Source organism: Vreelandella venusta, from assembly GCF_007989605.1.
Lineage (GTDB): Bacteria > Pseudomonadota > Gammaproteobacteria > Pseudomonadales > Halomonadaceae > Vreelandella > Vreelandella venusta.
In genome coordinates, this window is sequence record NZ_BJUL01000002.1 from 218,282 (window position 1) to 232,347 (window position 14,066).

The 14,066-nt window shown below is 54.0% G+C and carries 12 protein-coding genes; 2 read left to right on the forward strand and 10 right to left on the reverse strand.

The features are described from left to right. The first annotated feature begins 18 nt into the window (after positions 1–18). Positions 19–945, forward strand: coding sequence for a LysR family transcriptional regulator (locus tag HVE01_RS03230; RefSeq protein WP_125752879.1), 927 nt, complete (start codon positions 19–21; stop codon positions 943–945). 20 nt (positions 946–965) lie between these two features. Here the strand turns inward: HVE01_RS03230 and HVE01_RS03235 are convergent, their stop codons facing one another. The 8 genes from HVE01_RS03235 to phnD all read right to left on the reverse strand — a co-directional run bounded on the left by HVE01_RS03235 (position 966) and on the right by phnD (position 11,254). Then, complete coding sequence (locus HVE01_RS03235; protein ID WP_146942327.1) at positions 966–2,822, reverse strand: methyl-accepting chemotaxis protein; 1,857 nt, start codon at positions 2,820–2,822, stop codon at positions 966–968. A 306-nt stretch (positions 2,823–3,128) separates the two neighbouring features. Further along, positions 3,129–5,246, reverse strand: a complete 2,118-nt coding sequence (locus tag HVE01_RS03240; protein ID WP_146942329.1) for a methyl-accepting chemotaxis protein — start codon at positions 5,244–5,246, stop codon at positions 3,129–3,131. A gap of 10 nt (positions 5,247–5,256) precedes the next feature. Further along, the gene (locus HVE01_RS03245) at positions 5,257–7,128 is read right to left on the reverse strand and encodes a methyl-accepting chemotaxis protein (protein ID WP_125752868.1); all 1,872 of its coding nucleotides are present in this window, start codon (positions 7,126–7,128) and stop codon (positions 5,257–5,259) included. 105 nt (positions 7,129–7,233) lie between these two features. Further along, positions 7,234–7,665, reverse strand: coding sequence for a host attachment protein (locus HVE01_RS03250; protein ID WP_038479465.1), 432 nt, complete (start codon positions 7,663–7,665; stop codon positions 7,234–7,236). Positions 7,666–7,801: 136 nt separating this feature from the next. Then, a complete protein-coding gene (phnE, locus tag HVE01_RS03255) occupies positions 7,802–8,611 on the reverse strand; it encodes a phosphonate ABC transporter, permease protein PhnE (protein ID WP_125752865.1) in 810 nt (269 codons plus the stop codon). Further along, complete coding sequence (gene phnE, locus HVE01_RS03260; protein ID WP_146942331.1) at positions 8,605–9,414, reverse strand: phosphonate ABC transporter, permease protein PhnE; 810 nt, start codon at positions 9,412–9,414, stop codon at positions 8,605–8,607. Before phnE (HVE01_RS03260) ends, phnE (HVE01_RS03255) begins: the two co-directional genes overlap by 7 nt. After that, positions 9,401–10,207: a phosphonate ABC transporter ATP-binding protein gene (gene phnC / locus HVE01_RS03265; RefSeq protein WP_125752858.1), complete on the reverse strand. Its 807-nt coding sequence runs from the start codon at positions 10,205–10,207 to the stop codon at positions 9,401–9,403. The genes phnE (HVE01_RS03260) and phnC overlap by 14 nt, the downstream gene beginning before the upstream one ends. A gap of 57 nt (positions 10,208–10,264) precedes the next feature. Further along, entirely contained in the window at positions 10,265–11,254 is a 990-nt protein-coding gene (gene phnD, locus HVE01_RS03270; RefSeq protein WP_146942333.1) for a phosphate/phosphite/phosphonate ABC transporter substrate-binding protein, read from the reverse strand. A gap of 157 nt (positions 11,255–11,411) precedes the next feature. On the opposite strand from phnD, the gene HVE01_RS03275 reads away from it, so the two are divergent. Then, on the forward strand, positions 11,412–12,005 hold the full coding sequence (locus HVE01_RS03275) for a histidine phosphatase family protein (protein ID WP_146942335.1): 594 nt from the start codon (positions 11,412–11,414) through the stop codon (positions 12,003–12,005). A 124-nt stretch (positions 12,006–12,129) separates the two neighbouring features. Here HVE01_RS03275 and HVE01_RS03280 read toward each other — a convergent pair whose 3' ends face one another. Further along, a complete protein-coding gene (locus HVE01_RS03280; protein ID WP_009723183.1) occupies positions 12,130–12,858 on the reverse strand; it encodes an amino acid ABC transporter ATP-binding protein in 729 nt (242 codons plus the stop codon). 86 nt (positions 12,859–12,944) lie between these two features. Further along, positions 12,945–14,045 (reverse strand): amino acid ABC transporter permease, encoded by a 1,101-nt coding sequence (locus HVE01_RS03285; RefSeq protein ID WP_125752849.1) that lies wholly within the window; start codon positions 14,043–14,045, stop codon positions 12,945–12,947. Between the last annotated feature and the right edge of the window lie 21 nt (positions 14,046–14,066).

Here is a 14,066-nt window from a genome sequence, read left to right on the forward strand (position 1 = left end):
ACAACAGAGGTTGCCTCTATGCATTACACCCTGCGCCAGTTGGAGGTTTTTGTAGCCGTCGCCCAGCACGAAAGTGTTTCTCAGGCGGCGCGTGCCCTCGCTATGTCCCAATCTGCTACCAGTACGTCGCTAGCGGAGCTTGAGCGTCAATTTGACTGCCAGCTTCTCGACCGCATGGGAAAACGACTGAAGCTTAATGCGCTGGGCTTCCAACTGTTGCCAAAAGCAGTGGCGCTGCTGGACAGGGCTGAAGAGGTAGAGGAGCTGTTGCGTGGCCAGCAGGGCGTAGGTGCGTTGGATGTGGGCGCAACGCTCACCATTGGCAACTATCTAGCCACTCTGTTAATCAGCGATTTTATGCAGCGCTATCCCGGCAGTCGGGTGCGGTTGGCAGTGCGTAACACGCGCCACATTATTGAGAGCGTGCGCCAGCACTCGCTTGATTTAGGGCTGATTGAAGGGCAGTGCGACGACGATATGATTATTAGCCAGCCATGGGTCGAGGATGAGCTGTGCGTCTTCTGCTCGCCGCGCCACCCGTTGGCAGGCCGTGAGCATCTGGAACTGGACCAGCTGCTGCGAGAAGACTGGATTATGCGCGAGGAGGGCTCTGGCACCCGCATGACTCTTGAGCACGCTGCCAGGCATCGGCGTAGTCGGTTTAATACCCTGTTGGAGCTTGAACATACCGAAGGTATTAAGCGGGCAGTAGAATCAGGCCTAGGGATTGGTTGTGTGTCCAGGCTAGCACTACGCGATGCTTTCCGGCGTGGCAGCTTAGTGCCTCTGCCCACACCGGAATTAGACTTAAAACGTCAGTTCACTTTCATCTGGCACCGCCACAAGTACCTTACCACGGGGATACGAGAGTTCTTGCGACTTTGCCGAGAGATGACCGCAGGTGCCAAGCGCAGCGACGATATTCCACTGCCGCCGATTCCTTAGTCACTCAATACGATAGTCACTCAATACGATGGCAAAGCGCTGGTTGAGCTGATGGTTAGAGGAGCCGAGGGGTGTTGAGACAGCTTAAAGCTGCTGATGGTGCCCTTAAGGTGATCAGCTTGCTCTTTCAGTTGTTCAGCGGCAGTGGTGGACTCTTCCACCATGGCAGCGTTCTCCTGGGTCATACGGTCAAGCTCAGACACGGCGATATTGATCTGTTTGATGCCATCGCTCTGCTCACTCGTGGCGGAGTTGATTTCCTCTAACACATCGGTGACGCGAGTGATATGAGCAACGATATCCTGCATGGTTGCGCCCGCGTTTTGCACTAATACAGTGCCGTTATTCACTCTGCTTTGTGAGTCTTCAATGAGCTTTTGAATATCGTTGGCGGCTTCACTACTGCGTCCTGCTAATTTGCGTACTTCATCAGCAACGACCGCAAAACCACGGCCATGCTCCCCTGCCCGGGCGGCTTCTACGGAGGCGTTAAGGGCCAGTAAGTTGGTTTGGAAGGCAATACTGTTCATTAGCGTGACGATTTCGCCAATTTTATGGGAGGCCTGGGAAATATCTTCCATCGTGGTAACCACATTGGCGACCACTTGCCCGCCTTCCTTAGCTACGTTCGTGGCCGTTTGAGATAGCTTATTGGCTTCTTGGGCCGATGCGGCGGTGTGTTCCACGGTGCTGGTGATCTGTTCTATTGAAGCCGAGGTCTGCTGCAGGCTAGAAGCCGCATTATCGGTACGGCGGGATAGATCCTGGCCGCCCAAGGCAATTTCATTCGCGGCATGGTGCACCGAGTCACTGCTGGTGCGTACATCGACCAAGACCGCTTCCATTTTGCCCACAAAGCGGTTGAAAGCACCGCAGATCTGAGCCACTTCATCACTGCCCTGTTCGGGAAGTCGGCGGGTTAAATCGCCTTCGCCGCTGGCAATGTCATCCAGAGCATCACGCGCCCGTTCTAGGCCAGCGAAGGCACGCTTGAGCCACAAGCTCAACAGCAGAGCCGTGACAGCAATGATGACGATTAGCGTCAACAATGAAGACTTGAGAATGGCACGTAACCCGGCCGTGGCTTCATACTCGTCGAGTGCCACGCCGAGTTCCCAGTCGGTTCCTGCGATGGGAGTCACCGAGAGTCGCTTATCCAGGCCATCGACGTTGATAGGCTCCCACGTGTCTGGCGCAGCACTTAGTTGTTCGATGGATGCAGGGGATAGGGTATCGCTAATTCGACTCAGCGGTTTGAGCGTCAGCGCCGCGTCGGGGTGAGCAATGACTGTTTCGCCGCCGCTACTAAGAAAGGCAAAACTCGAGGGCGTTGGCCGAATAGCGTTGACCTGACTGACTAGGCTGTCGATGACGACATCGCCGCCGATTACCCCATACAAACGGCCATTACGCTTGACTGGCGTAGCAAAGCTAACCACAAGCTGATTGCTATTAGCGTCCACGTAAGGCAGCGAGACGATCGTACGATCCTGCTTTGTTGCTGCTTGGTACCATTCGCGCTGGCGTGGATCAAAATCACTGCCTGGTACCCAGCCATCAGACGAAAGGTGGCGTCCATCGGATTGGCCGAAAAATGCCGTTAGGAAACCGCCTGACTCTGCTAACTGGACAAGTGGCGCAAGCGGATCATTATCGATCACGGGTGTGCGAGCTGCTTCTAGTATGGCGACTCGGGCATCAACCCACTCCTCAATGGCCAGGGCGTTACCCTGTGCAATAGAGGCCAGCTGCTGAGTTACCTGCTGGTCATTATGTGTTTGCAGGGTTAGGTAGCTGATTGAGGCATTAATAGTCAGTGCTAGCGTAATTACCATTAACGTGATGATAAGAATACGCAAGCGTAGGGACGACAGCATGAATATAGTCTCGCTAGTTAGGAAAGCTAAGGCCTAAAACAGGCCACTTTTTAGGTACTATCTTTTAGGTACTATCTGCAGCCCTACTATCGGCACCAATGCCTACGACTTTAGGCGTATTCTTAAGATTGTGTTGTTATAGGCCCGCATCGGGGAAGACATGCTCTGGAGTAAACTGAGCTAAGGCAGGATGGATAACGAGGTGAGCCTCGCAATGAGACCGGGCAGGATAATGACCGCCGAAGTTCAGCAGAGCGATAAACCTGTGCTACTGCCGATCTCCTGGCGGTCTGGTTGAGTCGCCGTTTAGTACTGTGCCAGCGTTGGCGCAGGCAGTGTGTGCTGGCTCTGTGTATGGCGGCTGTCATGTGCTTCAAGGGTGAAGCCACCCACTAGTGCATCGAGCCGATTCGCCTGATCTTTTAGCTGTTCGGCGGCGGTGGTGGACTCCTCCACTAGGGCTGCGTTTTGCTGAGTCATCTGGTCTAGATCGGTGACTGCAATACTTACCTGACTAATACCATCGTTTTGCTCGCGCGCGGCCGTGCTGATATCGCCGAGCATTTGAGTAACGCGCGTCACGCTTTGAGCCAGTTCATGCATAGCCGCTTCGGCATCACGTACCATTTGGGTACCGCTTTCCACCTTGCCTGCCGAGGCATCGATGCGTTGGCGAATATCTTTGGCGGCGTCGCTGCTGCGCGAGGCGAGTTTGCGTACCTCATCAGCCACGACGGCAAAACCACGACCATGCTCCCCTGCACGGGCAGCCTCTACGGATGCGTTTAGCGCCAACAGGTTAGTTTGGAAAGCGATGCCATCAATGACACTGACAATGCTCTGAATTTCATCAGAGTTGGTGCGAATATCCGTCATCGTAGCGACCACCTGCTCAAACGCACTGTCAGTACGAGATGCTAGCTCCGAGGCGGTTTGGGAAAGCCCACTGGCTTCCTGTGAGGCATGGGTGGTGTGGCCAACGGTACTGCTGATCTCTTCCATGGCTGAAGAGGTCTGCTGCAGGCTGGCGGCGGCCTGCTCGGTGCGCCGAGATAGGTCTTGCCCTCCTTGGGTAATCTCATTGGCCGCATGATTTACGGCTTCGCTGCTGCGCCGTACATCCAGCAAGATGGTTTGGATTTTCTCCGCGAAGGCATTGAACTGTTCTGCTACCGCTGCGCTCTCGTCGCGGCCATGAACTGGCAAGCGTTGGGTAAGGTCGCCATGTCCGGTTGCGATCTCTTCCATCCGGTTGGCCAGGCGTTTAAGAGGGCGTGCGATTCGTCCACCAATCCACCACAGTGCGCCGACACCGATAGCTGCCAGTAATAAGCCCACCAGCGTCATGCCCAGCGTGTTTTGCTGACGCTGCTCGCTGAGCACGTCTTGCAAGGCATTCAGTTCGGCCAGTACCACTGACTCGGGAAGCTGCAGTACCAGCACCCAGGGCTGATCGGTATTGCCAAGGGCAATAGGCTGATAACGCTGGAACATACCGTCGGCCATGCTGCTGTGTAGGCTGCCCTGCGTTGTGGCCTGCTCAATACCTGCCAATAGCGTGTCACTTAGCGAATCGCTAGCGGGTAAGCCCAAGGCTTCTTTGCCAGCGGTATCCGCTACCAAGCCGCCACGCCCTGCCACCAGTGTCATCCGGCCAGCGCCATTATAAAGCGCCTGGTTGGCGTCGTTTAACAGGGTTTGGATAAAGTTAAGCGCCAAATCAATCCCTGCCACACCACGAAATTCGCCATCTACCAAGATCGGCGCGTTGAACGAGGTGACTAGCTGGGTTTCACCGCCGAAGTCGTAAGCTGCGGGGTCGATAATACAAGGAGCTAAGGTTTCCTTCGGACACAGGTAGTACTCACCTTCGCGCACGCCGCTTGCCAGGAGTGCTTGGCTCTCGATGTCCTCACCTAGCGGTAGTATCGCCAGCTCACCATCATCAGTGCGGTACCACCAAGGCATAAAGCGGCCGCTGCTGTCATGGCCGTAACGCTCTTCACCCGCGTAGCGAGCGTCATCTCCAAAAGCGTTGGGCTCCCAGCCAATATAGGCATCCAATAGGTCAGGGTTGTCGGCGACGGTTTGGCGTACAAGGTTTGATAGCTGCCGGCGGCTTAAGTAGAGCGCGCGTTGGCCCTCTGCATCTTCCATGCCCATCAACGCATTGGTTGTGGCTAGCTGGCTGGCCAGCGTCATCGCTTTGTCCAGCTCGCGCTGAATGCGCTGGCCTTCCGCTTCGGCAATGGCATTTAGGCGGGCATCCAACGCGCCTTCCATAAGCTCACTGGTGTGGTCATCCACGGTTTGTTGGGTGTGAGAGGCGGCGACCAGGTTATACACCACTAGGGCGGCCACAATGGCTAACAGGCAAGGGCCTGCTAGTGCCACGACAAAAGAGCGTAACGAGCGAAAATGCATAGTGTAATCCCTAGGCGATATGGAGACGTTGGCTGTTAGGTGCTTGGTAGGGCACTTGCAAAGCAGGCGAAGCAGTGTGGGACAGTTTAAAACTGCTGATAGTCCCCGCGAGATGCTCCGCTTGTTCTTTCAGCTGTTCGGCGGCGGTGGTGGATTCTTCAACCATGGCAGCGTTTTCTTGGGTCATACGGTCAAGCTCGGCAACGGCAATATTGACTTGATTAATGCCGTCGCTCTGCTCGCTGGTGGCTGCGTTAATCTCCTCCAGCACATCGGTAACACGGGTGATATGGGCAACAATATCCTGCATCGTCGCCCCCGCATTTTGTACCAGAGAGGTGCCATTGTTGACTTTGCTTTGTGAGTCTTCGATAAGCTTTTGAATATCGTTGGCAGCTTCGCTGCTGCGGCCCGCCAGTTTGCGGACCTCGTCGGCCACTACCGCAAAGCCGCGGCCATGCTCGCCTGCGCGGGCCGCTTCCACGGAGGCGTTGAGTGCCAGCAGATTGGTCTGGAAGGCAATGCTGTTCATCAGCGTGACAATCTCACCAATTTTATTAGAGGCTTGAGAAATGTCTTCCATTGTTGTGACGACATTGGCCACCACTTGGCCGCCTTCCTTCGCAACGTCTGATGCTACATGGGAGAGCTGGTTGGCTTGTTGGGCGGATGCGGCAGTGTGTTGAACGGTGCTGGTGATTTCCTCGATTGACGCAGATGTTTGCTGCAGGCTTGCGGCCGCGTTATCGGTACGGCGTGATAAATCCTGACCACCCATGGCAATTTCGTTGGCCGCGTGATGAACCGCTTCACTGCTCGTGCGGACATCAACCAATACGGCTTCCATTTTGCCGACAAAACGGTTGAACGCGCTGGCAATTTGGGTCACTTCATCGTTGCCTTCTTCTGGCAAACGTAGGGTTAAGTCGCCATCTCCCGAGGCAATGTTATCCATCGCGTTGCGCACGCCAAGTAGTCTACGCAGCATCAATGAAAGCAGGATTCCAAATATAACGGCGGTGATGGCCGCGACAATCAGCAAAGTGATAATCGAGGTAGTCGCAATGGCACGCAGGCCTGCGGTGGCTTCGTGCTCATCAAGCGCTACGACTAACTGCCAACCACTGCTGCCGCCCACTGTGCTGCCCATCAGCAGCTTGCCACTGTTTTGCAGTTCAAGCGCTTGAGGCTCTTCAGCCTGGATAATCTTAGCTAAGCTGTCGTTGGTTAGATCGCGGCTCAACACTGAGGACGGCTCAAGCGTTAACGCGGCGTCGGGATGTGCGACGAGCGTGCCATCTTGTGTTGCCAAGAAACCAAAGCTTGAAGGTGTCGGGGCGATACTGTCCACGATATCAATGACATCCTCAATGGTGATGTCTGCGCCAATGACCGCAGCAAGCTGCCCGTTACGGTAGAAGGGGCGTGCAAAGGTAACGATTAATCCCCCTGTTTGGGCATCGACATAAGGCGTTGTGATAATGGTGTCTTTGGCGTTGGCAGCGTCTTGATACCAGGGGCGTTGGCGAGGGTCATAATCACTAGGTGGCTGCCAGTTATCAGAAAAAATAGCATCGGACGTAGAGGGATAAGCTAGATAGGCAGTCATGAAGCTCCCAGAATCCGCCAACTGACGCAATGCGGCAAGCGGGTCGCTGCTGCTAACCGCATCGTCCATGCTGGCCAGCATGGTATAGCGAGCGTTAAACCACTCATTAATCGCCTGGGTGTTACCGTTAACGACGGCACTGAGATTGCGACTTACTTGTTGATTATTATGATGCTTGACGGTGGTGTAGCTGGCTATGCCATTAATGATGAGGGCTACAATAATGGCCGTGAGGGCGGCTAGTAAGATGCGGGCTCGTAGGGAGGAAAACATGGTCGCTCTCTAAATCGTCAGGGGTCTGACGACTATCGGCAAGAACGACCACTTCTTTAGTAGAAAAGCGTGCTTAATAGCGCAGTATGAGTGACGTAGAGAGCATTAGCGTAGGTCGCTAACGGCGTTTTGAATATCGGCCAGGGAGGCTTTACTCAAATCTTTTGAAAGCGTGTGAATAACCAACTTGTGGGTGGTGTTATCAAGCTTCTCTCGCAGTAACCCAAGAAATTTCGGCGGCGCGACCATAATAAGCTTTTCCATGCTGTTATCGACGCGTGCGTCATATAAGCGCTTGGCAACTTCTTTGGCAAACAGCTCATTTTCATGCTGCGAGGCGGCACCCTCCTCTCCTGACGAGCGCGATGAGGTTGACGTAGATTCATGAACATCGGCACCGCGGCGGTCGGTGATTAAATCACCTTCGTGCAGCCTGCCTGCTGCGTGTACAAGGCTCTCATGCTCAGTGAGATTCAACGCATCACGGGTGAAAATACGTGCGCGGGCGGCGTCAGCTACCACGATATAGGTGGTCATCGTCGTACGTCCTCCTTGTCGTTAGTTACTCTCTAACCATGGCAAGCATTTGCCGTTTGGTCAAACACTTGCGTAGCGTTAGAGCATCTCTGGGAGCGTTAAAGTACGGTGTTAAATTTAAAGCACTGTGTGGTGTTTAAAGTACCCTGCTGCGTAACAGACTCGTAATGGCTTCGCCAATCAGTACTAAGATGATAATCGCGATCAAAATAGTAGCGACTGTCGGCCAAGCAAAGGTGTCGATAGCGCCTTGCAGAATCACGCCTATGCCACCTGCGCCAACGAGCCCCAGCACCGTGGATTCCCGGATGTTGATATCCCAGCGCAGAATCACAATGGCAAAAAAGGCTGGCATCACCTGGGGCACAATGGCGTAGGCGACCACTTTTGCTTTTGAAGCGCCGGTGGCTTCCATCGCCTCTACCGGCCGGCGGTCAATTTCTTCAATGGCTTCACCCATTAATTTGCCAATAAAACCGACTGAGCGAAACACAATCGCCAGAATCCCTGCTAATACGCCGGGGCCAAAAATAGCCACGAATAACAGCGCCCATATAATCGTATTAACCGAGCGGCTGGAGACCAGAATAAAGCGCCCCAGCCATAGGCAGGCACGATTGGGGGTGGTGTTCTGGGCGGCGATATAGGCGACCGGCAAGGCGAGAAAAATAGTCAGAAATGTGGCTAATGTCGCGATATGCACGGTTTCCAGTAGCGCGTTCAGAATGTTGCTTAACCCGGCAGTGCTGGGTGGCCACATGCGCCCAGCCAAATTAGACATTTGATTGGGCGCATCCCAAACCCAGGGCCAGAAAATATCAATATCGCGAACCGCCCAGAACACCAGCATCAGTGTGCCTAGCAGTACAGCGTAGCGGATTAAGCGTTCTTTACGGTCGTAGCGATGCCAAACACGGTCGGCAAGTTGCTGAGCGTGATCTACCATATTTTTTTCCTCACCCAGCCGCTGATGCCTTCACTCAGTAAAATAACCGCAATAATGACCAGTAGAATCGCAAAGGCGAAGTCGTAATCATAGCGGCCAAAGGCATTCATTAATGTGCCACCAATACCGCCTGCACCGACGATGCCGACTACCGCAGAGGCGCGTAGGTTGCTATCAAGCTGGTACATCGATAGGCCGACCTGGCGGGGCAATATTTGTGGAAAGACGGCGTAATAAAGCGTGGCAATGTAGCCTGCTCCTGCCGCGCGCATGGCTTCTACCTGCCCCCAGTCAATCTCTTCGATCTCTTCTGCTAGCAGCTTTCCAACAAACCCGATGGAGTAGAGCGTCAGCGTTAAAATACCTGCCAGCGGCCCAAAGCCAACGGCCGCCACGAATAAAATAGCCACGATAACGGGGTGAAAGCTGCGCGAGATAATAATGACCGCGCGGCCAATCACGTAAATGGGCATCGGGGCAATGTTACGAGCGGCCATCACCGCAAAAGGAATCGATAAAAAAACGCCTAGCAATGTGGCGAGAATGGCAATTTGGAAGCTCTCTTTAAAGCCTGTCAGGAGTAGCTCGTAACGTTCCAGACTGGGTGGAAAGCCGCCGCTAAAGATACGCGCTGCCCGTGGTAAGCCTTCTGAAATGCGCGCCCAGTTAAACGGCAAAGAGCCGAAAGCCCACACCAGATAAATCGCAGCGACAATGAAAATGCCGTAGCGGATGATGGGGTTGGCAATGAATGGCGGTTTTTTCCAGGTGCGTGGGGGAGACGGGGCGTCAGACGGCGTCATGTCGTGGCTCCTCAGCATGGTCACCGGGCTGCTCAGTAATAGCGTCATCAGGCGCTTCAATACCACCATAAATGGCATCAAGAGCGTCTTTGTTGAAGTCTGCAGGCACTCCATCAAAAATCATTTTGCCGTGGCGTAAGCCGACAATGCGCTCAGTGTAGGTTTTTGCCTGCGCAACGTTATGAATATTGATCAACACCGGTAGCGAAAGCTCACTGGCAAGGCTCTGCAGCAGTATCATTATTTGCTCGGACGTGCGCGGGTCGAGTGATGCCGTTGGTTCGTCGGCCAGCAACAGGTCGGGCTCTTGCATCAATGCCCGCACCACCCCGACACGCTGGCGCTCACCGCCAGAAAGCTCATCGGCACGTTTATTGGCGTAATGAGCAATCCCAACGCGCTCCATAAGGGTAAATGCGCGCTCAATATCGGCTTGAGGGTAGCGACGCGAGATTGCTTGATAGAGATTAACGTAGCCAAGCCGCCCGGCCAGTACGTTCTCCATAACGGTGAGGCGATCAAGTAAGTTAAACCCCTGGAAAACCATGCCAATTTTGCGCCGGGCACGGCGTAACTCAGCGCCTTTCACATTCACCAGTTCGGTGCCGTTGAGTTTGATAGAGCCCGATGTAGGTTCTACTAAGCGATTGATGCAGCGAAGCATGGTGCTTTTACCGGCACCGGATGCGCCGACAATCGAAACAACGCTGTTGCCCTCTACTTTAAGGTCGAGTCCTTTCAGCACTGCCTCGTTGTGGCCATAACGCTTGACCAGATTGGTAATTTCCAGCATGTAATTGTTTCCATCGAAAGGCGAATAATCGCGCCGCCGGAGGCGGCGCAATCGCTATTACTCTAGGTTTTCTCGTGTATAGCTCACGTCATTAGCTGCCTGGATGGTACGAATCACTTGCCAGTTATCTTTGTAATTAATCGGAATAAACTTTTCGACGCCTTCAAACTCTTCGCCAAGCTCGGTGCCGACGAAATCGAAGGTAAAGAAGGCTTCCTCGATTTTTTCTACAAGATCCGGGTGTAGGTTATGGGCGTAGTTATAGGAGGTCGTGGGGAATCGATCAGATTCGTAGATCAGACGTACATCTTCCTCATCGTAAAGGCCGCGTGCTGCCATACGTTCGACCACTTCAGAAGCCACCGGCGCGGCATCGTAGTCTCGTGCGACGACGCCCAGCATCGATTGGTCATGGCTGCCCGAGTAAACGATTTCGTAATCCTCTTCGGGGGTGATGCCAAGCTCTGGCAGTAAGGCACGCGGCGCTAGATTGCCGGAGTTGGATGTAGGCGAGGTGTGGGCAACACGCTTGCCCTTGAGGTCTTCCAGGCTTTCAATGTCTGAATCTGCGTGGGTAAAGAGCTGCAGGGTGTAGCCGAACTGACCATCATCAGACCCCATCAGTGCGAAGGGCACCGCGCCTGCCAAGTTAACGGCAAAAGGCGTCGGGCCGGTCGAGAAGCCCGCAATGTGTAAGCGCCCGCTGCGCATGGCTTCGACTTGTGCGGCGTTAGATTGAACAGCAAAGAAACGCACATCGCGTTCGGTGACCTCGGATAGATGATCAATAAAGGGCTGCCAGATATCCGAATAAATGGCCGGGTCTTCTACCGGGGTATAAGCAAAAATAAGCGTGTCTGGGTTCGCCCATTCAGACTCGTCACTTGGCCGATCAGCCACCATGTCGCCGTTTTCATCGCAGTACATTGGGTCCAGGTCGCCACGCTCGCACTCTGCTAAAGCATGGGTAGAGAGGAGTGCGAAGGGGAGCAGTGATGCAGCCGCTAGCATGGCAAGCGGGCGCTTGCAGAAACGTGATGTTTCCATAGTTAGCCTCTTATGTGCGTTATTTTTGTGTTGTGCTATCCACTATCGAATTCAGCGCTTCTTTTACTGCGCGTACGTTTCGCAAGTGGACATTTGTAGCGCTAGATGTTTATTTTTCGAAAACGATCTCTTTCAATCTAGGGTTTATTACGAAGATATGTCAAACACTTTCACAGCCACCTTCTACCATTGGCGAAATCGCTATCTGTTGATGCGCCATGGCCATAGCCAAGCGAACGAACAAGGCCTCATTATTAGTTCGCCTGGGCGTGGTCTTTGCGACTTCGGCTTGTCGCCTCTGGGCGAAGAGCAGCTCTCAACAGTCGTTGCACAATGGTGTTGGCCGACGCCCACCAAGGTGCTGCACTCAGACTTTTTGCGGACAACACAAACCGCTGATCGAGTCGCTACAGCGTTTGGCTTAACGCTGGAAAAAGAGGAGCGCCTTCGTGAGCGCTACTTCGGTGAACTCGATGGCCAATCGGATCGGCATTACCCTGACGTCTGGGCGTTAGATGCCCAAGATGCTGACCATCAACAGCATCAGGTGGAGGCGGTTAGTCACGTCGCCAAGCGGATGTGTGCAGTGATTGAGGAGCTAGAGCGCCGCTGTGAAGGCGAGACGGTACTGGTGGTGAGCCATGGCGATCCACTACAGATACTGCTCACAGCTCTCGCCGATAAACCGCTCATGCAACATCGCGAGCAACCTGCCCTGCAGCCTGCCAGTATTACTCCACTGGGCAGTTAGTCAGTTTCTGGTGCGGACTGGCAGTGGTTGCGGGAGAGCGGGCAATGAATCGGCATCGTTGCAGATAACAATGGGCCTTCGCTGAGGCCCATTGCTTTATTAACTGCTTTACCAATTGCGTTACTTAGTGCCCCAGAATCTGGCTTAAGAATAGCTGGGTACGTTCTGACTGCGGGTTATTGAAGAACGGCTCAGGCGCGTTTTCTTCGATGATTTGCCCTTGGTCCATAAAAATCACCCGGTCGGCGACGGTTTTGGCAAAGCCCATTTCGTGGGTCACACACAGCATGGTCATGCCTTCATTGGCAAGCTCGACCATGACGTCTAGCACTTCCTTGATCATTTCTGGGTCAAGGGCCGACGTTGGTTCGTCGAAGAGCATGACGTCAGGGTGCATGCACAGTGAGCGGGCAATGGCGACCCGCTGCTGCTGGCCGCCGGAAAGCTGACCCGGGTACTTAAGCGCCTGTTCGGCAATACGCACCCGTTCCAAGTACTGCATGGCCATTTCTTCCGCCTCGCGGCGCGGCTTTTTTTGCACCCACATGGGCGCGATACAGCAGTTCTCTAGCACGGTTAAGTGAGGAAAGAGGTTGAAGTGCTGGAATACCATGCCCACACTACGGCGGATTTGCTCGATACGCTTAACGTCTTGGGTAAGCGGTACACCGCCTACCACGATATCGCCTTGCTGGTGCTCTTCCAGGTGGTTAATACAGCGAATCAAGGTTGATTTTCCCGAGCCTGAAGGCCCGCAAATAACGATACGCTCGCCGCGTTTTACTTCCAGGTCGATATCGCGCAGCACGTGGAAATCACCGTACCATTTATTAACGCCGCGCATTTCAACCATCAGATCCGAAGTCGGGGTGCCAGAGATGTCGGTAGCTGCTTGAGTCATGTCTTTATCCTGCTAAAAAATCGTTAATAAAAGCGGCGTTAGCGCTTATGACCGGTGTGTAGCTTGCGCTCTAAATACTGGCTATAGCGCGACATGCTGAAACAGAAGACCCAGAACATGAAGGCGGCAAAGACATAGCCTTCCAGCGAGAAGCCCAGCCAGCGTGAGTCGGCTAGTGCCGCTTGCACGATCCCCAATAGGTCAAATAGCCCGATGATCATGACCAGGGTGGTGTCTTTAAACAGCGAAATGAAGGTATTGACGATGCCAGGAATCATCATTTTCAGCGCTTGGGGAAGCACGATCAGCCCCATGCGCTTCCAGTAGGTCATACCGAGCGCCGCAGCTGCTTCTTCCTGGCCCTTTGGAATGGCTTGCAGGCCACCACGAATAACCTCGGCCATGTAGGCGCTTTGGAATAGCGTTAGGCCGATCAGTGCCCGCACTAAACGGTCTACATTCATCTCAGAAGGTAGAAAAAGCGGCAGCATTACCGAGGCCATGAATAGCACCGTAATCAGCGGTACCCCACGCCAGAACTCGATAAAGACGACGCAGAAGCTTTTCACGATGGGCATATTGGAGCGTCGCCCCAACGCCAGCACAATACCGATAGGCAGTGCGCCCACCATACCGACGGTCGCCAGCAGCAGGGTTAGCAGCAAGCCACCCCAGCGATGCGTAGGCACGCGAGGCATGTCAAAGTAGCCGCCGTGCAGCAGCACATAGGCAACGATGGGGAAGCCGATAAGAGCGAATATCGCCACCCAACGTTTGAGGGGCAGGCGTGGAATGGCTAGCCAGGCTATCAGCGTAAAGAAACCAGCAAAGACGATGTTGGCTCGCCAGATTTCCTCACGGGGATACAGACCGTAGATAAACTGGGTTAAGCGTGCATTGATGAAGACCCAGCAAGCCCCTTCCCGAGAACAGTCATCTCGTGTGGTACCGATCCAATCGGCGTTCAAAAACGCCCACTGAACGGTGGGAACGACAAGCAAATAGAGTATGTAAAGCCCGATAAGAGTAAGGAGGGTATTGATCGGACCATTGAACAAATTGGCACGCAGCCAAGCAACTGCCCCAACTGAGCTACTGGGAGCTGGCCGCCCTTTAATGATTGTTTGATTATGGATCATGGAAATATCCTCACCGTCGGC